The 25,098-nt window shown below is 36.2% G+C and carries 22 protein-coding genes and 2 pseudogenes; 17 read left to right on the top strand and 7 right to left on the bottom strand.

The annotated features are described in order from the left end of the window. The first annotated feature begins 65 nt into the window (after positions 1 to 65). Complete coding sequence (locus ACFXN8_RS02985; RefSeq protein WP_370041481.1) at positions 66 to 1,154, top strand: M42 family metallopeptidase; 1,089 nt, start codon at positions 66 to 68, stop codon at positions 1,152 to 1,154. A 249-nt stretch (positions 1,155 to 1,403) separates the two neighbouring features. Here the strand turns inward: ACFXN8_RS02985 and ACFXN8_RS02980 are convergent, their stop codons facing one another. Next, entirely contained in the window at positions 1,404 to 2,171 is a 768-nt protein-coding gene (locus tag ACFXN8_RS02980) for a MerR family transcriptional regulator (RefSeq protein WP_386842678.1), read from the bottom strand. Between the two features lie 295 nt (positions 2,172 to 2,466). Here ACFXN8_RS02980 and ACFXN8_RS02975 point away from each other — a divergent pair, with 295 nt between their 5' ends. Continuing rightward, a complete protein-coding gene (locus ACFXN8_RS02975) occupies positions 2,467 to 3,081 on the top strand; it encodes a cysteine peptidase family C39 domain-containing protein (protein WP_386842676.1) in 615 nt (204 codons plus the stop codon). Positions 3,082 to 3,231: 150 nt separating this feature from the next. On the opposite strand, the gene ACFXN8_RS02970 is transcribed toward ACFXN8_RS02975, so the two are convergent. After that, positions 3,232 to 4,218 (bottom strand): serine hydrolase domain-containing protein, encoded by a 987-nt coding sequence (locus tag ACFXN8_RS02970; RefSeq protein WP_386842674.1) that lies wholly within the window; start codon positions 4,216 to 4,218, stop codon positions 3,232 to 3,234. A 13-nt stretch (positions 4,219 to 4,231) separates the two neighbouring features. Then, on the bottom strand, positions 4,232 to 4,690 hold the full coding sequence (locus ACFXN8_RS02965; RefSeq protein ID WP_386842672.1) for a MarR family winged helix-turn-helix transcriptional regulator: 459 nt from the start codon (positions 4,688 to 4,690) through the stop codon (positions 4,232 to 4,234). Positions 4,691 to 4,927: 237 nt separating this feature from the next. On the opposite strand from ACFXN8_RS02965, the gene argF reads away from it, so the two are divergent. The 9 genes from argF (at position 4,928) to ACFXN8_RS02920 (ending at position 13,238) form a co-directional block, all read left to right on the top strand. Then, positions 4,928 to 5,893, top strand: coding sequence for an ornithine carbamoyltransferase (gene argF / locus ACFXN8_RS02960; protein ID WP_376075098.1), 966 nt, complete (start codon positions 4,928 to 4,930; stop codon positions 5,891 to 5,893). Between the two features lie 761 nt (positions 5,894 to 6,654). Beyond that, positions 6,655 to 7,554: a LysR family transcriptional regulator gene (locus ACFXN8_RS02955; protein WP_386842670.1), complete on the top strand. Its 900-nt coding sequence runs from the start codon at positions 6,655 to 6,657 to the stop codon at positions 7,552 to 7,554. A 186-nt stretch (positions 7,555 to 7,740) separates the two neighbouring features. Further along, complete coding sequence (locus ACFXN8_RS02950; RefSeq protein ID WP_386842668.1) at positions 7,741 to 9,069, top strand: LLM class flavin-dependent oxidoreductase; 1,329 nt, start codon at positions 7,741 to 7,743, stop codon at positions 9,067 to 9,069. Between the two features lie 46 nt (positions 9,070 to 9,115). Then, the gene (locus tag ACFXN8_RS02945; protein WP_386842666.1) at positions 9,116 to 10,123 is read left to right on the top strand and encodes an LLM class flavin-dependent oxidoreductase; all 1,008 of its coding nucleotides are present in this window, start codon (positions 9,116 to 9,118) and stop codon (positions 10,121 to 10,123) included. Positions 10,124 to 10,136: 13 nt separating this feature from the next. Then, a complete protein-coding gene (locus ACFXN8_RS02940; protein WP_386842664.1) occupies positions 10,137 to 10,409 on the top strand; it encodes a glutaredoxin family protein in 273 nt (90 codons plus the stop codon). 15 nt (positions 10,410 to 10,424) lie between these two features. Further along, a complete protein-coding gene (locus tag ACFXN8_RS02935) occupies positions 10,425 to 11,249 on the top strand; it encodes a transporter substrate-binding domain-containing protein (RefSeq protein ID WP_386842662.1) in 825 nt (274 codons plus the stop codon). 26 nt (positions 11,250 to 11,275) lie between these two features. Continuing rightward, positions 11,276 to 11,980 (top strand): amino acid ABC transporter permease, encoded by a 705-nt coding sequence (locus ACFXN8_RS02930; protein ID WP_386842660.1) that lies wholly within the window; start codon positions 11,276 to 11,278, stop codon positions 11,978 to 11,980. A gap of 11 nt (positions 11,981 to 11,991) precedes the next feature. Then, the gene (locus tag ACFXN8_RS02925; RefSeq protein ID WP_386842658.1) at positions 11,992 to 12,699 is read left to right on the top strand and encodes an amino acid ABC transporter permease; all 708 of its coding nucleotides are present in this window, start codon (positions 11,992 to 11,994) and stop codon (positions 12,697 to 12,699) included. A gap of 26 nt (positions 12,700 to 12,725) precedes the next feature. Next, positions 12,726 to 13,238, top strand: a complete 513-nt coding sequence (locus ACFXN8_RS02920) for a GNAT family N-acetyltransferase (protein WP_386842656.1) — start codon at positions 12,726 to 12,728, stop codon at positions 13,236 to 13,238. A gap of 106 nt (positions 13,239 to 13,344) precedes the next feature. Here ACFXN8_RS02920 and ACFXN8_RS02915 read toward each other — a convergent pair. Next, positions 13,345 to 13,662, bottom strand: a pseudogene (locus ACFXN8_RS02915) (hypothetical protein); the annotation flags it as partial. Positions 13,663 to 13,973: 311 nt separating this feature from the next. Between ACFXN8_RS02915 and ACFXN8_RS02910 the strand changes: the two are divergent. Next, positions 13,974 to 14,060: pseudogene (locus tag ACFXN8_RS02910) on the top strand (IS607 family transposase); the annotation flags it as partial. Between the two features lie 860 nt (positions 14,061 to 14,920). Here ACFXN8_RS02910 and ACFXN8_RS02905 read toward each other — a convergent pair. Next, entirely contained in the window at positions 14,921 to 16,561 is a 1,641-nt protein-coding gene (locus ACFXN8_RS02905; RefSeq protein ID WP_386842654.1) for a PucR family transcriptional regulator, read from the bottom strand. 450 nt (positions 16,562 to 17,011) lie between these two features. Between ACFXN8_RS02905 and ACFXN8_RS02900 the strand changes: the two genes are divergently transcribed. From ACFXN8_RS02900 to ACFXN8_RS02880, 5 genes are all read left to right on the top strand, one after another. Beyond that, positions 17,012 to 18,133, top strand: a complete 1,122-nt coding sequence (locus ACFXN8_RS02900) for an alanine dehydrogenase (RefSeq protein WP_386842652.1) — start codon at positions 17,012 to 17,014, stop codon at positions 18,131 to 18,133. 366 nt (positions 18,134 to 18,499) lie between these two features. Continuing rightward, positions 18,500 to 19,855, top strand: coding sequence for an APC family permease (locus ACFXN8_RS02895; RefSeq protein WP_386842650.1), 1,356 nt, complete (start codon positions 18,500 to 18,502; stop codon positions 19,853 to 19,855). A gap of 303 nt (positions 19,856 to 20,158) precedes the next feature. Further along, the gene (locus tag ACFXN8_RS02890; RefSeq protein WP_386842648.1) at positions 20,159 to 20,458 is read left to right on the top strand and encodes a hypothetical protein; all 300 of its coding nucleotides are present in this window, start codon (positions 20,159 to 20,161) and stop codon (positions 20,456 to 20,458) included. 706 nt (positions 20,459 to 21,164) lie between these two features. Then, positions 21,165 to 22,082: a GGDEF domain-containing protein gene (locus ACFXN8_RS02885; RefSeq protein WP_386842646.1), complete on the top strand. Its 918-nt coding sequence runs from the start codon at positions 21,165 to 21,167 to the stop codon at positions 22,080 to 22,082. A gap of 308 nt (positions 22,083 to 22,390) precedes the next feature. Then, a complete protein-coding gene (locus ACFXN8_RS02880; RefSeq protein WP_386842755.1) occupies positions 22,391 to 23,134 on the top strand; it encodes an ABC transporter ATP-binding protein in 744 nt (247 codons plus the stop codon). A gap of 67 nt (positions 23,135 to 23,201) precedes the next feature. Here the strand turns inward: ACFXN8_RS02880 and ACFXN8_RS02875 are convergent, their stop codons facing one another. Next, positions 23,202 to 24,581: an FAD-binding oxidoreductase gene (locus ACFXN8_RS02875; protein ID WP_386842644.1), complete on the bottom strand. Its 1,380-nt coding sequence runs from the start codon at positions 24,579 to 24,581 to the stop codon at positions 23,202 to 23,204. A gap of 78 nt (positions 24,582 to 24,659) precedes the next feature. Continuing rightward, on the bottom strand, positions 24,660 to 24,869 hold the full coding sequence (gene sspI / locus ACFXN8_RS02870; RefSeq protein WP_376075115.1) for a small acid-soluble spore protein SspI: 210 nt from the start codon (positions 24,867 to 24,869) through the stop codon (positions 24,660 to 24,662). Positions 24,870 to 25,098 lie beyond the last annotated feature (229 nt).

Raw genomic sequence — 25,098 nt, 5'->3', positions numbered from 1 at the left:
TTAACTAGGAATATTTCGGTAAACGAAGTATAATAGAGGAGATACAAGAGTCAGGAGGTAAAAGGATGACACAGCTAGATTCAACATTACAAATGTTTAAGGATTTAACAGATGCGAATGGTATTGCAGGGAATGAACGTGCCCCGCGCGAGGTCATGAAAAAATACATTGGACCATATGCAGACTTAGTGGAAACAGATAATTTAGGTAGCGTCATTGCTAAAAAAGTTGGCGATGAAAATGGTCCTAAAATTATGGTTGCAGGCCATTTAGATGAAGTAGGCTTCATGGTTACTCAAATCGATGACAAAGGGTTCATCAAATTCCAAACTGTAGGCGGCTGGTGGAGCCAAGTTATGCTTGCACAGCGTGTAACAATTACAACACGTAAAGGCGATGAAATTATTGGAGTTATAGGTTCAAAGCCTCCTCATATTTTACCAGCAGATGTGCGTAACAAAGTAGTAGACATTAAAGATATGTTTATCGATGTTGGTGCGGCTTCAAAAGATGAAGTGCTTGAATGGGGTGTACGTCCTGGCGATATGGTAACACCATATTTCGAATTTAATGTGATGAAAAACGAAAAATACTTATTAGCAAAAGCATGGGATAACCGCATTGGTTGTGCAATTGCCATTGATGTTATGAAAGCATTGCAAAATGAAAAGCATCCTAACATCCTTTATTCTGTAGGGAATGTCCAAGAGGAAGTAGGGCTTCGTGGTGCGAAAACTGCGACGCATAAAATCCAACCAGATATTGGCTTTGCTGTCGATGTAGGTGTAGCAGGAGACACACCAGGTGTAACTGCTAAAGAATCAACTAGTAAAATGGGCGCAGGTCCACAAATTGTTGTTTACGATGCATCAATGGTGTCACACCGTGGCTTACGTGAATTCGTATTAGATGTGGCTGATGAGCACAATATTCCATATCAATTCGAAGCGATGGCTGGTGGCGGTACAGACGCTGGTTCTATCCACGTGACTGCAAATGGTATACCTGCCCTATCTATCGGTATTGCAACACGCTACATCCACTCACATGCAGGTATTTTACATCGTGATGATTATGATAATGCTGTAAAACTAATGGTGGAAGTTATTAAAAAATTAGACCGTGATGCAGTCAATAAAATTATTTTTGACTAAGCGTGGAAAGAACTAAATAGATATACCATAATTTTGCCTTCTAACAAAAATGTTAGGAGGCTTTTTTGAAATAAAGGACTTGCATACTTGAAGTTCAATCATACACGCAAGTCCTATTTTTATTAATATAGCCCCTTTTAGCCTTCCGTGAAGCGCAAAAATCAGCACTTCACCGGAGTTCAATAAAATATGTTATATCTCTTCAACTTTACCCTCAAATTATTTTACTAAGTTCATGGAAGCCCATTTCTAATCTAATTCTGTGTATTGCATATAATATTGCATTGCTTGATTAAACCACTTTTGTTCATCTTCCGTGAAGGGGGAAGATGACATATTTTCGAATTTTTGAATATCCACCTCTTCTATATCTGTATCGGCAAGTTTTTGTATCAAATTTTCACCAAGGTATGAAAAAGTAGCTTCTAAATATTCCTTAACCATCTCTTGTACTTTCAAGTCTTCTACTGGATAACCATATAATCTTTTCACTTCTTTAGTTAAATGAATAAATGTTTTATCCAATGCAATTTGATCTTCTTCTGATTTCTTTGATAACTCTTCCACAACAACCTTTAACTTTTGTTGTTCCATCCATTCATTTTGTTTTTGTTCTGTACTCATACTATATATAAGGCTTAATAATACAGTACCATCTACTTCTCTTTCATCTTCGACTAATTTAATTACTCTTTTAATTGCTCGCATTGTTTGCTCAATTTGTTCCTTTTCTTTTTCTAAAGCATATAAATGGAGGGACAAACTTTCATTTAAATCCATATTAAAACTTGATTCATTTAACAAAGTAGTAACTTTATCAAGGCTATACCCTAGAAATTTTAGACTAATAATTTTTTGTAATGTAATAATATTTTGATGATTGTAAATGCGATGCCCTGAAGAAGGATTTTTTTCAGGTTGTAATATACCAATTTCATCATAGTAATGCAAAGTAGGAATTGGTATTCCTGTCCTTTCTGAAAATTCTCCAATAGAAAACTTTTTATTATTCATCAAAATTCCTCCTATCAATAGGTATAAGCTAATCATAATACATCAAGTAACTTGAGGTTCAAGAGGGAAATTTAAAGTTTGAGGTGATAGATAAATGGTAAATGTGCAAAAAATGAGATTGTCTGTTACAGATACCGAGACGATATGGGGAGGTCTAATTCCCACACACCAATATTTGTGAATATGTTACACTAGACACAATAACTGATTATTCAGTTATTTAACTGATTGGGTAGGTTAGTGAAAGAAGTACTTAGAATAATGTTGCGATATGGACGCAAAGCGATGGGGGAGTAGTATGTTTATAGTTAGAACAGCTATTTTATGGATTATTATATCAACGATCATTAATGCATATTTAATGACATTACCCATACCTGTTTTACGAAAAAGAGATTATCCGGCTAGCTATCTAATTAAACGAAATAATAGGATAGATATACAAAACAATAGGGAATGTGCAGCATTTTCAACAGCATATGTGTTGCGTCATTTTGGAATGGAGGCCGATGGTGATGAGTTATATACTAATTTCCCTAGTAAAACGAGGTCAGGTAATGTATATCCAAAGGGAATCCGTACGGTGTTAAGAAAAAAGGGATTTAAAACAAGCTATTATAAAGGAAATATAAATACATTAAAGTACGAAATTAGTAAAGGAACTCCAGTAATCGTTTTTATTAAAGTACATAAGGATCGTAATAATTTGCATTTTGTCCCTGTCGTAGGGTATGACAAGGAGTATGTATACCTTTCAGAATCACTAAGGGAACTGACGAATTGTGACGATGATATCAATAGCTATAATCGAAAAGTTCCTATTAATGAATTTGGTAAATTGTGGAATGTGAAAAATATTAATATGGTTCTTTATAGCAATACTTATATAATTGTAGACGCCACACAGAGCTAATGATATTTTTACTCTAACAGCCCTCAAACTTAAATGTTTGAGGGCTGTTTTTTTATGTCGATAAACTAAGAAAGTTAGGTGATAAATTTAAAAAGTTAGGCGATAAATTCAAAATTTTTATCGATAAATTCATATAATCATCTATTTAACCTATAAAAGCTGCAATATATCTTTCCCAATTTGCCCAGGGTTTGCTGCCAATATAGGTGATCGATAATTTGATAGAACAACAACGCCTGTTTGTTGCGTTTTATCAAACCCTAGATAACTAGAAAAAGCTTTCGTCGAACCATTATGCCAAATGATATTGTCCTCAAGAAGCCATCCTAGACCAATACCCATATGTTCCGAAAAAGTTTCAGTAGCTTGATGTGATAATGTATACCCTAAATTTTCATCACGTAAATGTACTTTCATAAATTTTAAAAGATCATTAACAGTTGAGCGGACTGCCCCCGCTGCCATAAAGTCATTCATTTGGAGCGGAGGCTTTTTATGTCCAAGAATCGTGTATCCTTGCAATACTGCCTCAGCTTGATCAGAAGGGATAGAGATAAATGTATTTGGCATATCTAAAGGATCTGTTAATTTTTGTTTGATAGCTGTTTCATAATTAGTATGAAGCGTATTGGCTAAAATATATCCTAAAAGCCCCATCCCTACATTAGAATATCTAAATTTAACTTTAGGCTCGTTTGTATGCGTTTTAAAATAATGTATAGTCTCGTTTAGTGAGTATTGGCAAAAAGGATCACGAGGTGTTTGCGCGTCAAAAAGATTGGAAATGTTCTTTAGCACACCTATTCCCGGCAGTCCGGAAGTATGATTGGCTAAACGTTTGAGCGTGACAGGGTGAGTATCGGGAATTGCGGAAAAGTATTTGCCAATAGAATCTTCTACATGGACTTTTCCTTCCTGAATCATTTCCCCTAATATGGATGTAGTAAAAACTTTAGAAATCGATCCAACTTCATATATATAAGGCTTTTCTTCCAACTTAAAATTCGAGCCACCGAAAGTAAAAGTAGCTTCCTGATCTTGCGAAATGATACCAATGGATAAAGCAACATTTGGGCGAGTTTTTATATAAGGATAAGCAATTTTAAAAATGTCCTTTTTCAAATTATGTAAATCCACAAGAATACCTCCATTATGAACGCTTATTTTTTTCCTGCTCCACTGAAATAATAGAATGTAATTTCGAAAGTATATCCTTTAATTGTAATAAGTCCTCTCGATTGAGCTTTGTATAATATTTATAAATAATAGCAAGTTCAATTTCCTCCTGCTTTTGAAAATAAAGATGTGCTCGTTCATCTAGCTCTATAATAACCTCTCTACGATCCTTTTTACTCATTGTTCTTTTTATATAACTTTCTTGCTCTAGCCTATTTACTAATTGGCTAACAGCACTCGCAGATGTCCCCATTAACTTTGCTAATTCATAAGTTTGAAGGGGACCTTTCGTCTGAAGGAGACTTAAAAATACTGCTTGTTTTGTAGTTAATGTTTCATCCAATAAAGAGGAAAATTCTTCGGTTAACATTAAATTGGCTTCATAATCAACTTGATTAATCTCCTTAATAAGATGTACCAATTCCTTATCCATACGTTTTACCACCTAAATAATTAATATATATTAATTATAAATATGTATTAACAATAATGCAATTCTCTTAACTATGCGATTGTAGTTAGAATATGCATGAATATTCGATTATTCGCATTTTTGACACATCAGAAGATAAAATTCTAACTTTTTAAAATGAACATAAAAATTCAGTTGATTTTATATTTATGCATTGTTATACTAATCCCAACAGCAACGAAACAAGGAGAGAAGGCTATGAAATTACTCGAGGAAGTACAGTTAAAGTTAGTCACTAGCTTAAAAGGTAAGGACTTATTAACCTTGCTAGATTATACAAGTGAAGAGGTTCAACAGTTAGTTGAGTTATCAACACAGCTGAAAATGATTACTAAAGAAGGAAAATGTCCGAAGCTACTAGAAGGTAAGACACTCGGCATGATTTTTGAAAAACATTCAACTCGTACTCGTATTTCATTTGAAGTAGGGATGAACCAATTGGGCGGAAAAGGTATGTTTATGCATGCGCGTGATTTACAGATTGGTCGTGGTGAATCTGTTTATGATACAGCACATGTGTTATCAGGCTATTTAGATGGTATTATGATCCGCGCAAACTCTCATGCAATGGTGAAGGAGCTTGCAGAGCATGCATCTATACCGGTTATAAATGGACTAACGGATATTTATCACCCATGCCAAGCTTTAGCTGATTTAGAAACAATCTTTGAAAATAAAGGTGAACTAAAAGGGCTGAAAATTGCTTATGTTGGGGATGGCAACAACGTGGCGCACTCATTAGTAGTCGCTTCTGCGCATGTAGGAATGAATGTGGCAGTGGCAACACCGGTTGGCTATGAATGTGATGCAGATGTTATCGCAAAAGCACATGCTATCGCAGCAGCAAATGGTAGTACAATTACAATTACAAACGATCCTATAGATGCGGTTATAAACGCGGATGTAGTATACGCTGATGTATGGACGTCGATGGGGCAAGAAGAGGAAACTGCAAAACGTCTAAAAGATTTTGCAGGTTATCAAATTAATGATGAGCTTGTCGCATACGCAAAACCAAATTATATGTTCCTTCACTGTTTACCAGCTCATCGTGAAGAAGAAGTAGCATCATCTGTTATTGATGGCCCAAATTCCTACATCTTTGAGCAAGCAGAAAATAGACTTCATGCACAAAAAGCAGTGCTAGCATCAATTCTAGCTTAACTTCTTTCAGCGGGTGTCCAAACAAACATCCGCTGAAATAGAGGAACTCAGTCTAAGAGCGCCACGTCCTGTGGCAACGACTGAGTAACCAACATCGTGCTGCTGACGCTACGTTAGCACTACGCTTTCGCGCAAAAAACATCTGCTGCTGACGCTTCGCTTTCGCGCAAAAAACATTTGTTGGCCTAAAGCCTCCGGCGGATGTCACGGAATCGGAAAGGAGTTCTTAGGGGATGTTAGCCTAAAACCATCGCATCCATGCGATAACGACTAACTGACCTGCATCGGTAAAAACGCCACGTCCTGTGGCATTACCGAAATGACCGACATCGTGTCGGCCCTCGTGCAGGCCTAAGCACAAAGCCGATTCCGGACGCAATTATGCCGAGGCATAATTGATTGCAATAAATGAACATTTCGAGCAAGAACAGACGCCAAGTATTATACTTCTCAGTTTGAGAAATACTATATAGATAGAGTTCATATTGACAACAGGGGGTGTCAATGTGAATAGCATAACAGTGGTTGCAGACAGAGGGATGTAGGCCGCGCGTGATGTATGTTATCAAGATGGATGACCGCATCGCTACATAATAAAGTAACCTGGGAGACGCTAGGTTACTTTTTTTCTTGTTGAACTGCTATTTACTTTTTTTCAGATACATTTTTAAAATATAATCCCTAGTTTTCCGATATTATATAGAGAATTAAAACGATTATCTATATAATAGGATAAATAAGTAATTTGAGGAGGGCTTTAGATGAACATTGACCATATCGAGGCGTTTTTATATGTCGTGCATTATAAAAGTATTCATAAGGCCGCAAGTGCATTGTTTTTGTCCCAACCGACTGTGACGGCCCGTATTAAATCATTGGAGCGAGAGTTGAATGTAGAGTTATTTCATCGCGATGGACGAAGTGTAATATTATCGGATAAAGGCAAGGACTTTGTACCGTTTGCGACACAGATTGTGCAAACCTTTCAACAAGGAAAGAAACAATTAGAGGAAACGCAGGAGTCTGATGAAGTGTGCATTGGTACAAATGGCGTTACAGCGCAATATTTTTTAGCTTATGCATTGCCGAAATGGAAGAAAGGCTTCCCGCATTTGCGTTTCCAGATCATCACGGGTTCAACTACAGTGATTTTAGAGAAACTGCAAAGTCATCAAATCCATCTTGCTCTTATTCAATACATGCATAGAGAAGGGATTGCGAATGAGTTATTGCTAAGCAATGCCGTTAAACTTGTGATGCATCGCGAGCATCCTTTTAAACAACAGCACCTAATGAAAGCAAAGGAACTGGCACAACAGAAAATGGTATTTTTTGAATGTGGGGCTTTTGATTGGAATTATGTGCATAAAATGTTTGAGGTAGAGGGCGTATCAGCAAATATTGAAGTGCGAACGGATCATTTAGAGGTAGCGAAAGAATTTATTCGTACGAGAGAGTATATGAGCTTCTTACCGTATCTTTGTGTAAAAAAAGAACTTGAAAGTGGTGAGTTTGTTGAGATTGATGTCAAACATTTACTTGATATGAATCAACACATTTTTTTAACGTATAAAAATAAACAGACGCTCGCACCGGCCTTTTGGAAAACAATAGTAGAAACAGCTGTGCAATTTGAAAGTATTCAAGAAAATCTGAATTGATAAAATTTTTTATAAGTCAGTAAATTTTTTTCTATTAAGTAGCCTATTGCAAACTGTATAAATGAACTGTATTATCTTCCTCAATCCTATTTTATTTATGAGTACCCATAAATGAAATATTTTTTTAAACATAAAACATACTTAACCACTATGTTTAGTAAAAATAAAATTTGAGGAGGAACAAATATGGTGAGACAGGACAAGATTCGATTCGGGGCTATTATTCATGGTGTAGGTGGTAATATTTCAAGTTGGCGTCATCCTAAGGTGGCTAGCAATCAAAGTGTAAGCTTGCCGTTTTATATTCAGCAGGCACAAAAGGCAGAGCAGGGGAAATTTGATGTTGCTTTTATTGCAGATGGTTTGTTCATCAATGAAAAATCGATTCCTCATTTTTTAAATCGTTTCGAGCCAATAACAATTCTATCGGCGCTAGCAGTAACAACTAAAAACATCGGGCTAGTAGGCACTGTATCAACCTCCTATAGCGAACCATTTACAGTGGCACGCCAATTTGCCTCATTGGATCATATTAGCGGGGGCCGTGCAGGGTGGAATGTTGTTACGACACCATTAGAAAGCACTGCCTTGAACTACAATAAAACAATTGAGCAGCATCCTAGTCACGCAGAGCGTTATCAAATTGCTGAGGAATATTTAGAAGTAGCAAGAGGGTTGTGGGATTCATGGGAAGATGATGCTTTCATTGCAGATGTAGAAAATGATGTATTTTTCAATCCTGATAAGTTGCATACATTAAATCATCAGGGCAACTATTTTTCAGTTCAAGGTCCGCTAAATATTGCACGCTCTAAGCAGGGGCAGCCCGTTATTTTCCAAGCGGGTTCTTCAGATGCAGGTATTCGATTGGCAGCAAAGGATGCAGATGCAATTTTTACACACGGTGCGTCGTTAAAAGAGTCACAGAAATTTTATAAAAGGGTAAAGACTGAGGTTGCGGCATTTGGACGCAATCCAGATGAAGTTAAAATTTTCCCAGGAATCTCTCCGATAATTGGCGAGACGCTTGAAGAAGCAGAAGTAAAGTATCAGGAAATCGTTGAACTTGTTTCGATAGAGCGTGCACTTGCTTATCTTGGTCGATATTTCGATCATCATGATTTTTCACAATATGATGTAGATGCTCCGTTCCCAGAGCTTGGTGATATTGGAGCAAACAGCTTTAGAAGTACGACCGATTATATTAAAAAGTATGCCAAGCAAGAGGGTCTAACATTGCGACAAGTTGCGTTACGAGAAGCAACCCCAAAAACAGCATTCTTTGGTACAGCAGAGCATGTGGCTGACCTCGTGCAGGAATGGTTTGAGCAAGAGACGGCTGATGGCTTTATTATAGGCGTTACTGTACCTGGAGCACTGGATGATTTTGTAGATAAGGTTGTGCCGATTTTACAAGCAAGAGGGCTATACCGTGAAGAATATGAAGCAGACACATTACGTGGTAACTTAGGTTTACCATTTAAAGAAAGCCGTTATATCAAACAGTCTGTCTAAAAACCTAGTAAATGTATACGAATAAATGTAATTGAGGAGGCAAGGTATGAGCTATTCATTAGGCATATTAGATCAAAGCCCTATTATTGAGGATGCATCAAATGAGCGGACCTTACAAAAAACAGTGGCTCTAGCACAAAAAGCAGAGCAATTGGGCTACTCACGTTTTTGGGTGTCAGAGCACCATAATACAGATTCATTAGCGGGGTCATCTCCAGAAGTATTAGTATCTTATCTTCTTGCTAAAACAAAATCTATCAATATTGGCTCAGGTGGAGTGATGCTACAGCACTACAGCCCATACAAAGTAGCGGAAAATTTTCACGTTCTCGCATCGTTGGAGCCAGGGCGAGTTGATTTAGGCATAGGGAAGGCACCAGGTGGTTTACCTCTCTCCACGAAGGCGTTGCAATACGGCACGCTCAATCAAGGCGAAGATTTTGAGGAAAGATTAACATTTTTACAGCAATTAATTGAGCAAACCGTACCAGCAGAGCACGAGTTATATGGAGTACAGGCAACGCCGATTCCAAAGGTAAAGCCAGCGTTATTTTTACTTGGGGCAAGTCCACAAAGTGCCGCTCTTGCAGGCACACTAGGCATTGCGTTCGTCTTTGCGCGATTTATTAATAGTGATAATGATGTATTAGCACAAGCAGCTACAGCCTATCGCAAGCATTATCCAAAGGGTCATTTCGCCGTTTCCATCGCAGCCCTTGCAGCCCCTACGAAAGAGGAGGCGAAAGAGCTTATTGGTGATCAAAAAATTACAAAGGTGCATTTAGCAAGTGGCAAAAGCCTAACATTACAATCGGTGGAGCTAGCAGAGAAATTTGGTCAGGAATCTGGAGAGGCATTTACAGTGAAGCAATATGATGCGGATATTTTATATGGGACTCCAGAAGACATTAAAACGATATTAGATGATTATCATGAGCGCTATCAAATTGATGAGTTTATTTTGCATACGCCAGTGTTAAAGGAATCTGAACGGGAACGATCATTTGAGTTATTAAGTCCAGTCTATTTACAACAAAAAGAAGCGGTTAGCTAAGGAGGAAATAAACATGGCAAAAAATATAGATGTAATTGTTTGGTCAAAGCAAGGCTGTAGTTATTGTGATGAAGTGAAAACATATTTACAACAACAAGGTATTTCTTACAAAACAGTGGATGTAACACATAATGACGCATTCCGTGACATCTTAGAAGCAAAATATGGTGTCCGTTATGTTCCGGTTGTCGAAATTGGATCAAATGGTGTCTTTAAAGCAGTAACAGAGATTGGACTGGAGCATTTAAAAGCAGCACTTGCTGTTGATCTACCGTCGCATGCATAAGAAGAGAGGGATTTTATGAAAAAATTATCGTTTTATTTACTATTATTGCTAGCTTTACTTTTAACAGCTTGTACAAGTACGGAAAAGTCCGAAGGGGATACTAGTGAAAATAATGCAGCACAAGGTGGAAAGGGCGTTCAAAAAATTATTGTTGGTACAGGAACCCAATTTCCAAATATCTGCTTCATTGATGACAAGGGGAATTTAACCGGTTATGACGTGGAGCTTGTTCGCGCCATTGATGAGAAGCTACCAGAATATGAGTTTGAATTTAAAACAATGGAATTTTCAAATTTATTACTAAGTTTAGAGACAAGGAAAATTGACTTTATTGCCCATCAAATGGAAGTCAATAGTGAACGAGAGGAAAAATTCCTCTTTAATAAAGAGCCTTATAATGTATTCCCATTAAAAGTAACAGTCAATGCAAAAAACAATTCTATTCAATCCATTGATGATTTGAAGGGGAAAAACGTTAGTGTTTCACCAACTAGTAACTCTGCTGTCTATATAGAGAAATACAATAAGGAACATAATTTAGGTGCTAATATTGTCTATTCGTCCGGCTCGGTTGATGTTCACAATCAACTTGCAACAGGTCGAATCGATGCAATCATTACAACACCGTTTGCAGTAAAGTACTATAACGGAAGCAATAAGGCACAAGAGAAGGTAGTAGGAGATGCTTTATTAAATTCAAAAGTTTACTTCTTATTAAATAAAGACGAGGCCATCTTACAGGAGCGACTTGATGATGCTATTCGAGAATTAAGGGCAGAAGGCGTCATTAGTAAGCTAAGTAAGAAGTGGCTTGGTGACGATTATACGGTAGATTTCTAAACGAAATAGGAGAGGGAGAAGGAAGTATGGCTAATGACTTTGACTTCACGCTAATCGCAAAAGTACTTCCAATATTGCTTCAGTATTTGCCAGTTACACTCGAAATTTTAGTGTTCGCCATTCTTTTTGGTATGCTGCTTGGTATAGTATTCGCTATACCAAAGCTGCTACACATACCAGTTTTGAAGCAAATCATAACGATTTATATTTCGTTTATTCGAGGTACGCCGATATTAGTGCAATTGTTTTTAGTGTTTTATGGTATACCAGCATTATTAAAGCTTGTGCATATTGATGTAACAAGAATGGATGCTATGTATTTTGTAATTATTACTTATACGTTGAGCAATGCTGCATCGTTTGCTGAGATTTTTAGAGCGGCTATTTTAACAGTTGATCGCGGACAAATGGAGGCAGCTTATGCAGTTGGATTAAGTGGAATACAGGCTTTTCAACGTATTGTTCTCCCTCAGGCGATTCGTGTTGCCTTTCCTAATATGGCAAATACGATGATTAGTTCATTAAAGGATACTTCTTTAGCATTTTCAATTGGTGTCATGGATATGGTGGGACGTGGAGAAACACTTATTGCTTCCACGACAAGGGCATTAGAGATCTATTTGGCGCTGTCCATCGTTTATTTTGTCATTGTTATGCTGCTAGAAAAGATCTTAAAACGCAATGAACGGTATCTCAATCGATATATGCCAAAGGAAGCTGCATCTAACTAGGGGGAGAAGCTATGACGATAGATATTGCTTTTATTTTTGAAGCATTAAAAGAAATTAGTAAAGTATTACCATTAACTTTGTTCATGGCAGTTACACCTGTCTTATTAGGCATTTTTATCGGCATAATCGTTGCTTTTGTTCGGATACAACAAACAAAAATTCTCGCACCATTGTTGAATTTTTACGTATCTTTTTTTAGAGGCACACCAATCATTATGCATATTATGCTTGTTTATTTTGGCATACCAATTGTTGTTGATGTCATTGCAAAAGCTTTCAAGTTAGAGTTTCAATCAAGTTCGATCCCTATTTTATTCTTTGTTATTTTGGCTTTGACGCTAAGTGCAGGAGCTTACGCCTCCGAAATAATTCGGTCCGGTATTTTAAGTGTACCTAAGGGACAGCTAGAGGCAGCTTATGCAGTCGGTTTAACATTTTCACAGGCGATGCGACGCTATATATTACCTCAAGCATTTAGTAAATCCATACCTAACTTCACAAATGTTTTTATTGGGTTCTTACATGCCACGTCACTAGCTTTTTTCCTTTCAGTTAAAGAGTTAACAGGAGTCGCGAATATCATTGCTTCGATTAATTTAAAGTTTTTGGAGGCATTTATCGCTGTCGGGCTAATTTATTGGGGTGTTTCAGCTATCGTCGAATGGTTGGCACATCGTATTGAAAAAAGAGTAACTGCCTATAGTAAGGGCGGCATTTAAATAGAGTCTAGAAAGGGGATTGAACGATGACAGTAGCTGAAATAGTGATTGAACATTTGAAAGAGGAAGACTATGCACGGTATTTAGAGGTTCTAGTAGAAAGTTATGCACAATATGAAAAAGAATATGATAACCCAGAGGACTGGGGCTCATACTTAAGTGATATTCGAGCATCTGTTGGTAATCCTAATGCAGAGACAATTTTAGTGGCAAAGCGTGGTGATGAGATTTTAGGGGGACTGCAAATATTTACAGATTCTGAAAAAGCATATGGTTTACCAGAGCTTAACATACAGTCTACCATTGTGCGCTTACTTGGCGTGCATCCTAACGGAAGAGGGCTAGGTGTTGCTAAAAAATTATTGCACGAAAGCTTCGCCTTTGCTCGCAATCGTCAGGATCAAGCATTATATTTGCACTCAGGTGATATTATGCAGGCCGCTATTAATCTTTATTTATCGCTGGGCTTTGTACGAGATGAATCTAAAGAATTTAATAAGGGAGATAAGCTAGTAAAAAGCTTCCGCTATGACTTATAAATAAAGCATAGTAAGTTGTTTATTAAGCGTAATTTCTCGTTTAAATGCCATAGGAAAAGGGTTAATTCGCCCCTTTTTCTAGGGCATTTGCTTTTAAATCATTGTTTTATGAAATTTTTCCAAAGGCTAAGTATGGGAAAAAGCCTTCAAGGAATCGCTCAGTTGCTGGCATAAAGTAAGAGCCGAAATGGAAATCAGGATCTAATGTCGTAATGATCCATGTTCCGCCGGTAGAGACAGTATCAATATATAAAACTGCACCGCCATCTTCCGTTGTTATTAAAACATCTGCATGCTCAGTAGGCCAAAAAACGCCATGCTGGTGCCATGTGCAGTCAGCAAGTGTTAAATAACCGTTAAACAGAGGATGTTCTGGTTTTTGTAATACTAGACCACTTGAAGCATCTTTTTCAAGCCACCACCAATTTCAAATCAAGTGTTACTCATTAAGAGAAGCCCCTCTATAGGTAGTGACCCCTATTGCAGTGGGTTTTTCATTAGTGCGCTAGGTATCGCTTATCTTGGACCGTCCATTCATTGCAACAATGCCGAAGTCCTGGCAATTTCTAAACCGGAATCCCACTCCTTTATATGATTAGTAGGTCTACTCGTGAGAGAAAGACTGCATTAAGGACTGCTTCTTAGTGTGAAAAAGAAAATATATACAAATCTAAAAAATATTAATAAATCTCTCTGAACATGGTAATATATGGTATTATCATAGTGAAAGAGGGGTATAAAGATAGGCTGATTCGATTTGGATTCGAACTGATTGAATATCTATATCAGATCAACGGTGTTGAACTTGAGATAATAGACTATTAGTTAAATATTCGATTCACGAAATATCAAAACGAAAAGACAGAGTTCATTCTACCCATTTGTAGATTAAATCTGTCTTTATGTTTTAATAACAACGAAGAAGGTTAGTTCAATAAGGATTATTATCTCAACTCTTAGAATACATACAAATAGTCAATAGCATTGCAAAACAGTCCAGGCTTTATCGAATTTTTTATTTTTGCCACTATCCCCACATATTGCCGAGGTCATCTTCCGAATCAAGCTGTAATAGGAGATGCCAATCCTTTTCGTGTGGTTCAAGCTCTATGCGTAGCGGGTGATAGTAGGCTGCTGAATCCCCGCAATATAAACCATTTGTAACAAGCTGGCATTGTAAATTAAATACATATCCCCTTGAATCATATCAGGATGACCATCTATTCCTAGATAAGCTTATTACCGAAGTGGTGATTTTGATGCTGCTTGCATTACCGAAATGAATTGTTATATAAGAAAGTTGAAATCATAAGGATTTATATGATTTTTCTTTAATAGTTAGAGTAAATGATTTATTCAACTAACAGCCTTGTTTTAAATCGACAGTAAGGAATATAAGGTTAATATAATGGGAATACATGTGTTGCTTTGAAATAAAGGTGATCGGTGAGCTAGTTTTATTCCAGTACTGTTTTAATAGTAGTACTTTTTTATATTATTTATGGTTTATATTTTTAATATATAAGTCATCGGAATAAGAAGATTCCTATTTTGATAATCTTGGTGTAGTTCATGAATCAACAATGAAGCACAAATAAGCTTTCTAGTATTAATCAAAATGCCTTTTTCAGAATTCTGATAGTTTAACATACATTTATTTACATTTTCTTTGCGGTTAATAACTACTTCGAAGATACTCCTCCTTGTTGTGTAAATTGATATGTTTTCAAAGCTATTTCAACATTCAATCTGTTCTCTGGTGCCTCAAAATCAAAATTAAGAATCATTTTTATTTTTTCCAGCCGATGGTAGAGTGTTTGTCTTACAATATATAAATCTTGGGCCGTAAGCTTCTTTGATCGATCAAACTCAAAGTACTTTGCTAAAGTCAGAAGCAATTCTGTTCCGTACTCTTTATCATAGTAAATTAAGGGTGAGAGATAGTCCTCAATAAAACTGGCTGTATCTTGATTATGCTGAATTAATTGAATCAGACGATATATGCCTAGGTCTTCATAAAATGAACTTGTTGAAAATGTGCGATAATTTAAAACTAACTGCGCTTCTCGAAAACTATTATGAGCATCTAAAAGTAATTGGTATTGTCGTCCAATTCCTATACGGATTTGGCTAGACTCACCAACTCTAACAAATAGTAAGGTATCGACCACTTTCAAGATACGTTCTTTAGAGGAATTTGTTGTTCCCAGATCAATAGCTAATACTATAATTTGATTTCTTTTTGATGTGATATAGGGTGTAAAAGAATATTTTTCGAACTCAGAACGGATTTTTAAAGAGTAATGATAAATAGCAGATTCATTTTCTTCATCCGATAAACTTAATGAAGACGGTTGGAAAACCTCTTCAATCTCAATGATTACAATTCGATAACGAATGGAATTGCGCTTAGATGTTAACGAAGTAAAGCCCCATGCTTGTTCCTCATTATTAATTCGTCCATAAATTAAATCATTTAACCATGTAGATTCTAAACGTAATCTCTTTTCATCTAAATAATATTTTCTCAATAAGTCTTGTGAAACTGCGAGGGAAGCACGATCGAGTAATAGGGAATCAAACTCATCCGATTTACGATCTAAAACCATTACAAGGTATGCCCAGATTTGGTCCATTGCCCCAACTGGTTGGAGAAGGATAGTACGATTTAGCATCTTCCATTCAAAGGGAGGATCATTTGTAATTCTGTAATTCCATTTATCCCTATCTTTATAAATGATTTGGAGTATTTGCTCCATAAAATCATTATTTAAGCTTGGAATCGAAAAAGGTGTTCCTTCTAAAGGAAGATAGATAATTGATGCTTCAGTCTTCTGTTGCAACAGTTTTAATATATTTGATAACCCATGTGTAGTGAGTGACAAAGAATGGAATTCTCTTGAAATTGAATCTAATTCAACCAACTTTTCATGATGAGCATTAATGATAAACGAATGTATATCTTGTGTTATTTCTACGAAGTTTACGAATTTTTCGAAAATAATAATTGGAAAGTTATACGCATTTGCCATCTCAATCATTTCTTTAGGAATCTCTTCGAAATAGTGTCCAAGTTCTATACATAAACAAGAGGCATTGCGTTCGATAAGATTAAACAAAAATGAAGTATTAGAGGAGTCTTTCCATTCAAACCCAAAGCCAGTGGAGAGTATCAGTTCACCTCCCTGAAAGATGGTATCATCAAAAAAAGGGATTTCAAGAACATGCGTCCATTTGACTTGACGTTGCAACCCGTTTGAACCCGCAACTACCCTCGTCTTTGAAAAGAGTGAGCGTTTAAGTACATCTTGTACAGTAAGCATATGTACCTCCTCAATTTATTTATTTGCTGTTGATAAAGTAATTTTATTACAACTATACTAGAAAATCTAATCCCATAAAATATGGAGTCATTTTTCTGTTTAATCTAAGTAACAGGATCAGTGTCTACAAGAGTATTTTTTAACTGAGAATCTATCGTAATATATCATTTACACCTTTTTTGATCAGTTATTAATCTATTCAATAGAATAACACTTGTTTATTTAAAATGAAAACGACCAGACAATAGATGAATAATGGAAGAATTATTACTTTTTTCACTAATGTTGTATTCATGAAAGTTCAGCTGACCTGCCTTAAGGTATTTTATTTATTGCTCTTAGTTAAAAATAAAATAATAAAAATTTAACCTCGTGTCCAATGCAAGGGTTGTTATTCATGTGTAACATTTATAATATTCACACTAATAAATTTCAAAAGGAGAATGCACAATGATAATAGGAGTTCCTAAAGAATTAAAAACTGCAGAAACTAGAGTGGGGTTAAATCCAACATGGGTAAATAAATTAACAGGCTTCGGTCACCAAGTGTTAATACAAAACTCGGCAGGTGATGCTAGTGGTTTTAGTGACGAGAGCTATGTTTTGGCTGGAGCAAAAATCGTGAACACAATTGAAGAGGTTTATGAGAAGGCAGAATTTGTTGTTAAAGTGAAAGAACTTCAACCCTATGAATATGACCTTCTTCAAGAGAATCAAATGATAATGGCATGGTTCCATTTAGCGGAAGATGTGGATCATGAAATGCTACAAGCGTTACTAGATAAAAAGGTAACTTCAATATCAATGGAATTAATCGTTTTACCTGATGGAACTAGACCTACGATTAAACCAATGAGTGAAATCGCAGGAACATTAGCAATGCTTGAAGCAGTCAAATATGCACAGTATGGATATGGTGGAAAAGGTGTACTTCTACGAAAATTGGCTGGTTTACCGTCGAGCAACGTACTTATTCTTGGTGGTGGCAATGCTGGACTCAATGCTGCGCAAGTTGCCGTGGGTCTCGGATTAAATGTGACAATAATAGAAGCATCATTGAACCGTATGGATTATTTGAACAATCAGTTGCCTCAGGTGGACGTTTTGTATTGGGATGAAGAATTAATGTTCGAAGAGCTTATTCAAAGTGATGTTTTAATTAATACAATATATCCGTTGCCAGGGGTAACTGAGCCTCTTGTAACACGCGAAATGGTCAGTAAAATGAAACCTAATTCTATGATTATTGATATCACAGGAGCCGGTTTAATCGAAACTTCACGTTATACGACTTTAGAGGAACCAATTTACTATGAACTAGATGTTCTACATTACTGTGTCCCAAATATGCCTGCATTATGTCCACAAACCTCGACAAACATAATGTTGATGACAACCGGTCAGTATATTATGAATATTTCAAATAATGGATTGAAGGATGTTATAGAAAATGATGTAATAGTAAGAAATTGCATCAGTACTCTGAACGGTGAAATTGTTCATCACGAAGTTGGGATCAATCATAACATGCCTTATACAGATATAAAAATGGAGTTACTATCGTCCAAATAATGAAATGTCTTTAGAGTAATCTCATATTTCTACTTTTCATATCTATTGTTATTGAACATGCTTCTACCAATTAAAAAGTCTGAAGGTCAGTAAAGCTGCCTGCGTGAAGATTTTTGCGGGAATTACATAATATGTAATATACATTTCAATGAATTATCTTTGTCAACCTGCTGACGAGAATCTTTGCAAGCAATAGGTAAATAAGTTTTGGGAAAATTCTAGACAATTCATAGAATGCTAACCTAGCATCTTACTGACCTTTTTATGGTTTCTAGAAAACTACTTATTAATAAAGCTATGGAAGTAATACAATAAACACTATTTTTTAAAAGGGGTAAAATAGGGGGAAAGGGGTGGGCGTTTGTCATGTCAAATATAGGGAAATCAGATAGAACTCTTACACTCATTCCAGTTGTAATGTTTGGTTTTTCATTTATGGGATTAACCACAGCTTTTACTATGTATGGTATTGCGGCTAATACTTCCCACGGCATGGTTCCGGGGGCAATGATAGTTGCTACAGTGGTAATGATGTTCACAGCTTATAGTTATGGGAAAATGGCAACTGCATTTCCAACTTCAGGATCAGCTTATGTTTACACGCAAAAATCAATCAATCCCTCTGTCGGATTTCTTGTCGGATGGGTGATCTTAATGGATTATTTATTTATGCCTATGGTAAATTATTTGGCATTTGGTATTTTTTTCTCAGCAGCCTTTCCTATAATTCCTAGTTACGTCTGGATTGCAGGTATGCTGATGCTCGTCACATTTATTAATATCAAAGGATTGAAGTTTGCTTCCAGTATAAACGCAGTAATAACGATTTTTGCATTTCTTTTTATTCTTATTTTTATAGGTTTTTCTATTAAGGAAATTTTGATGGGAGAAAGCACGGCCACTCTTTTTTCTCTTGAGCCGTTCTTTAATTCAAAAGAACCCTATAGTTATACAATAGCTGGAGCAGCATTATTATGTTTTTGTTTCTTAGGGTTTGAATCAGTTACAGCGTTATCAGAAGAGACAGTGAACCCTAAAAAAACAATTCCACGAGCTGTTATTTTAATTACTCTTGGTGGTGGGTTAATCTTTACATGTGTTTCATATTTTTCACATCTTATATGGCCAGCGTATCAGACATTTAATAGTCCTGATGCGGCTGCCTACGAAATTATTAATTTTGTTGGTGGAAAGGTGATGTATTCAATATACCTTGCTCTTTACGCTTTAGCTGTATTGGGTAGTGCGATGTCCTCCCAGGCAAGTGCATCACGAGTCCTTTATACGATGGGGCGAGATGGACAGTTTCCTAAAAAGTTCTTTGGCACCCTGCATCCGAAATATAGAACACCTGTAAATAATATTCTGTTCATTAGTGTTTTCTCTTTGCTTGCTTTATTTTTAAGTTTAGAGCTTGTAGCATCATTTATTAATTTCGGAGCGTTTCTAGCGTATACTTGTGTTAATATTGCTGTAATTGCTCATTATTATATTAGAAAAAAAGAACGCTCGTTAAAAGGAACTATCTTATATTTAATTATTCCTATTTTAGGTGCTTCTTTTAATATTTTGCTGCTGGTGAATCTTGATGTCCACTCAAAAATACTTGGAGTAAGTTGGTTAATAATAGGCTGTATTTATTTGCTTGCATTGACAAAAGGACTTAAAGAACAGCCACCAGTATTGCAAATCGAAGAAAATTATGAAGTAGGTTTAAAATAAAGTCATGATGTTTATAAATACGATAAATTTACAGCTTAAACATAACTATTGTCAGTATCAAACCTAAGAGGTGTTGCTGAAATGAGGCAAATTTCACGCTTAGAAGAAGATTTGCTTGAAGAAAACAAAAAAGCATCCCATCTTTGTGAGATTCTAACAAGTAATAATTGAGGCTGGGACAAAACCTCAATAAATAACAAGCAGCCCGTAAAATTTTACGAACAGTAAAAAATTTTACGGGCTTTGTATTTCTCTTAAGTGCGTTTAACTTGCCTGCGTGCTTTGAAAGGGAGGTGAACAAAAATGAGCAGACGAGCTGAAAAGGAATTTAAAAAGGCAAAGAGGCTGTTAGGGGAGTTATCAAATCTTAGAGACAACTTTTTACCACGAATGAATCGTTATAAATGTGAACTCAAAATGGCACCCAATATTTCTAATGATGATGAAAAAATTAATGTGTTGGAATATATTCGTGATTCCATACATGGTTTTATTGCACATTTGTTCGAATGTATCAAAACAACAAATAATTACTTGAATCAAGAAGTTCGTTTAACATCCATGGAAGCATTAGAGAAAGCTTGGGGAAAACGATCATTCTAAGATTACTAAATTAGTTAAAGATATAAAAAAAATAGGGATCGAAGTGCTCATCCAGACGGGTATCGCTTTGAATTAAGTATATTTAATGAAGTTGCTAACATAACCTTTCTGCTGGATACCTTATATGGGAACCTTCAAGACCTTGTAGACACGAAAGGGCTTAATATTTCAGGTGACATGATTAAAATGGAAGCGTCTAAATCAAAAAAGAAAATTATTTAAAAACATTGCAAGCATATTTAAACGTTAGTTTAAGTTTATTTTTTTTTGCCAAGGGGTTGCATCTACTTTGTGTTTTAAAGTAATCACAAGAAAGCAGGTTGTAGATGAGTTAAAGAGGCTAGTCATCTAACTCAAATTAATTCAAATCTCCAAAAACATGGTTTTTGAGTCTATTGTATTATGTTTATGTTTTGATAAAATGATATAAATGGATTAGTAAGAGGGAAGAACCCGCTTCAAAATAACCATTAGTCATGGTGTATTATACATGGCTATTTAATGGTATTTTGAAGCGGGTTCTTTTTTATTAGATTTTTTTTCGAGAATGAGAGGTGTCCAGCTAGCGTTTTGACACGAATGAAAAGGAAGTAATTTATTTAATCATTTATGATATAGAAAGGAAGACTTGAATATGCCTTTATTAACTGTTGTAATTAGTGTTTTATATCAATACATAAGGTTGAAGTTTAACAGGACAATCACCATGAAAAATGCAAAAAAGGAGAACATGGTACTGTTAATCAGCCAACTATTATTAATTATTTCAGCGAGTTTTTATATTTGGCTGCCCCAGCAGTTGAATTTCTACATCCCTTTCTTAGTGATAAGTATATTCCTGATAGAACTAATTAAGCCGTGGTTAATGAACGAACGACTTTTAATAAAAATTGTGATAGCCATTTTTCTAGTTGCTACTTTCATTCCATTTGTAAAGGGGGGTGCATTAATCCTTTTATTATTCTATTTAATCGCCGGTGGATATACGTATGGAGAATGGAAAGAACGATTAGGAATACTAATAATGGTGCTCTCGGCCATTTTGACTATAACTACTAATGAAGATAGCATTATTTGGGGAGGTGCAACGGTTTACTTTGTATTAAATCATATAAACCATGCAGAACAGCTTTTAGGTATGCTTCGACAAGCAAGTGAAAATGTCATTACTGACGCACTAACAGGGCTTTATAATCGACGCTGGCTATACAAGAAGAAGGCAGAACAATTAATACAGGAACAAGAAATTGGAATCATTTTCTGTGACATCGATAATTTTAAGCAATTAAACGATGAAAAAGGGCATGAACACGGGGATTATGTTTTAAAGCAAACAGGTGAGATTATGCGTAGAATATTAAATGAAAACGGGTTTGGGGTTAGATATGGTGGCGAGGAGCTAATCGGCCTTGTAACTAATACTATGTTTACGCAACGCCTAGCAGAAAAAATATTAGAAACAGTGCAAAAAGAAATTAAAATTACTATGTCAATAGGAATAGCAGTTGGCCATGGGTCATTAGATAAACTATTAAAATCAGCAGATGAATGTATGTACATCTCCAAGAAAACTGGTAAGAACAAAATTACTCTTCAGGAAGATGTAGAAACTTCGAAAGTATAAATTGAAACAATGACGGTACTATTGAATTTGCTTACTCACTATATCAAAATAAAAAAACATTCATTGTTGCAAAGTAGCAAAGAATTAATGCTACTGTTCAGAGAATGGGAGTTTTTCTTTGAATTATTAGATAAGGAAGAAGCAAGTATGTGAACTCTATACTAAGTAATCTTGATATTTGTCTTATATAGGTGCATTTAATTAAAACCCATGTATTGAGAATTACCTCAAAATACATGGGTTTTTGCTATATGAGCGATTTATCTATGATAAATTGATTATTCAGGAGTCTTAAAATACGATAAAATATCAATTTCTCATTGGAGCCTGGTGAAATAATGGCGATTCTAGGTCCGAACGGAGCAGGGAAAACGACGATGTTAAAATGTATAACAGGGTTACTTGAATGGAAAAAAGGAAAGACTTTAATCGACGACAAACCACTTGCAACATTAAATCGTAAAGAACTATGGAAACGTGTTGGTTATGTACCTCAAGCACATAAAATGGTATTTGGATTTTCAGTAGAAGAGCTTGTCGTAATGGGAAGGGCTCCGTATATTAGCACGCTAGCTCAGCCATCTGCGAAGGATTTGGAAGCCGCTTATCAAGCGCTGAAGACGATTGATATTTTACATCTTGCTAAAAAATCATGCAATGAAATTAGTGGTGGTGAGTTGCAGTTAGCTTTAATTGCAAGAACTCTTGTTTCTGAGCCAGAAGTTTTGATTTTAGATGAACCAGAGTCGCATTTGGATATTCAAAAACAAATAGTTATTTTACAAACTATTAAGCGTTTATCAAAGGAACGTGGTATTTCATGCATCATCAATACTCATTACCCAAATCATGCATTTTATCTAGCAGATCGAGTCTTAATGACAGCAAAAGAAAAAGGGGTCGTTTACGGTAACGTACAGGAAGTAATGACAGAAGCAAGGATGAAGGAATTTTTTAATATTGAATTGAAAAAAATTATCTTTGAAGAAGGCGATTATCTGGTTGAAACGATGATACCAAGTGCACTTGGCACGGAGCGTAACAGTCGTTAATAATCTACAATAATAAACACGGTCTCTCCGGTCATGGTGAGATCGTGTTTATTATTAAGTATCTATATTACATGCTGAAAATTTTCCCTGGATTCATAATATTATGTGGATCAAGTGCTGCCTTTATGCTCTTCATCACTAATAGAGATGTACCGTGCTCTGTAGATTGATATTTCATTTTTCCAATACCAACACCATGTTCACCAGTACAAGTACCACCACGCAGCAAAGCATATTGGACAATATGTTCATTGAAGCGGTCTGCTTTTGCCTGCTCCTCGGCATCGTTTGGATCTAACATTAACAAGGCATGGAAGTTACCGTCTCCAACATGACCTACTATTCCGCCTGCAAGACCAACATCATCAAGCTGTTCACGAGCATATAAAACGGATTCAGCAAGCATAGATATTGGTACACAAACATCAGTCGACATAAGCTTTTTTCCTGGATAAGCATGGATATATGCATAGGCCAATGAATGGCGTGCTTCCCAGAGCTTATTACGTGCCGCATTGTCTTGTTCAAATTCAACAGAAAGACAGCCAAAGTCCTCAAAAATTTCTTTAGCAAATTCTATATCGGCATGCATACCTGCTTCATTTCCGTGAAATTCTAAAAATAGTGTTGGTTTTTCATCATAGAATGTTTCATTATAAATATTTGCTTGTTTGATAGAGGCTTCATCGACCAGTTCGACACGGCCAATTGAAATGCCCGCTTGCAGCAATGCGGTTACTGTACTGACAGCATCGCCAACTGTCGCAAAAACTGCACGTCCCGCCGCTACAAATTCGGGGATACCATAGACTTGTAAAGTTAATTCTGTAAAGCAACCTAGCGTACCCTCAGAGCCAATGAAAAGGCCATTCAAGTGATAACCAGAAGAAGACTTTACAGCTAAGCTACCGGTATGAATGACTGAACCGTCTGCGAGTACAACCTCTAAATCTCGTACTTGATCGCGCATAACACCATATCGCACTGCTGTTGTACCGCTGGCATTCGTTGCGGCCATTCCACCAAGTGTAGCATCAGCACCAGGGTCAACTGTGAATTGAAGTCCATGTTTTTTTAATTCTTTATTCAATTGAGCACGTGTTACACCCGGTTGTACTTTTACTAGCAGGTCATCTGGTCGAATTTCTAAAATAGCATTCATGTCAGAGAAATCGATAGAAATGCCATTTGCAATGGGAATTGCATTTCCTTCCAAGCTTGAGCCAACACCAAAAGGTACGACTGGGACACGTTCCGCATGCGCAATTCTCAAGATGGCACTGACATCGGCCGTGGAACGAGGAAAGACAACGATATCTGGTAAGCTCATTGTATGATGAGATTCGTCCCTTCCATGTAGCTGTCGCACCGTTTCGTTTGTTGACACCTGTTCTTCAGTTAAAACCTTTTTTAGTTGATTTACTATTAATTCTACAGCAACAGTCATTCCAATCCCTCCTAATTTTCTGATAAGTTAAACTTTATCATGCATTTATTGGAAATGGAATGAACCGTCTATAAAAAATTAGTGAGCAAAGACTTTTTCAAGTTTTTGAACAAATTCATCCTGCTCAGTAGGACTAGATTGCTGCCACCATTTTTCAAAAAACACACCAAGCCCTGGAAGTAAATGCTCTTCACCACGGCTAATTGCATCTTCGACAATGTCCTTAAATTCAGCCGCTGATTGACCATGTACGTTTGTCGTAATCGCATCTCTTATTTGAAAATTCATCTATTTCGCCTCCTTAGTAGTAATTTGTCCAACCTTTTAAGAAATATGTATAGTGTGACAGCTAAAAGATATGATTTTTAAAATATCATACTGTTGTTATGTATAAATATTAAAAAGGACTTATAAAGACTTTCTAATCATACTGACAAAAGAGCTGTTCGACATCCTCCTAGTATAGTAACTAAGATAAAGGCACCTAGGAATAATGGACTGTGCACAGTCGACAGGA

This window comes from Lysinibacillus sp. NPDC059133, assembly GCF_042755925.1.
Taxonomy (GTDB): domain Bacteria; phylum Bacillota; class Bacilli; order Bacillales_A; family Planococcaceae; genus Lysinibacillus.
The sequence above is the reverse complement of the archived record's forward strand: the minus strand, read 5'-3'. Positions and strand labels throughout refer to the sequence as shown.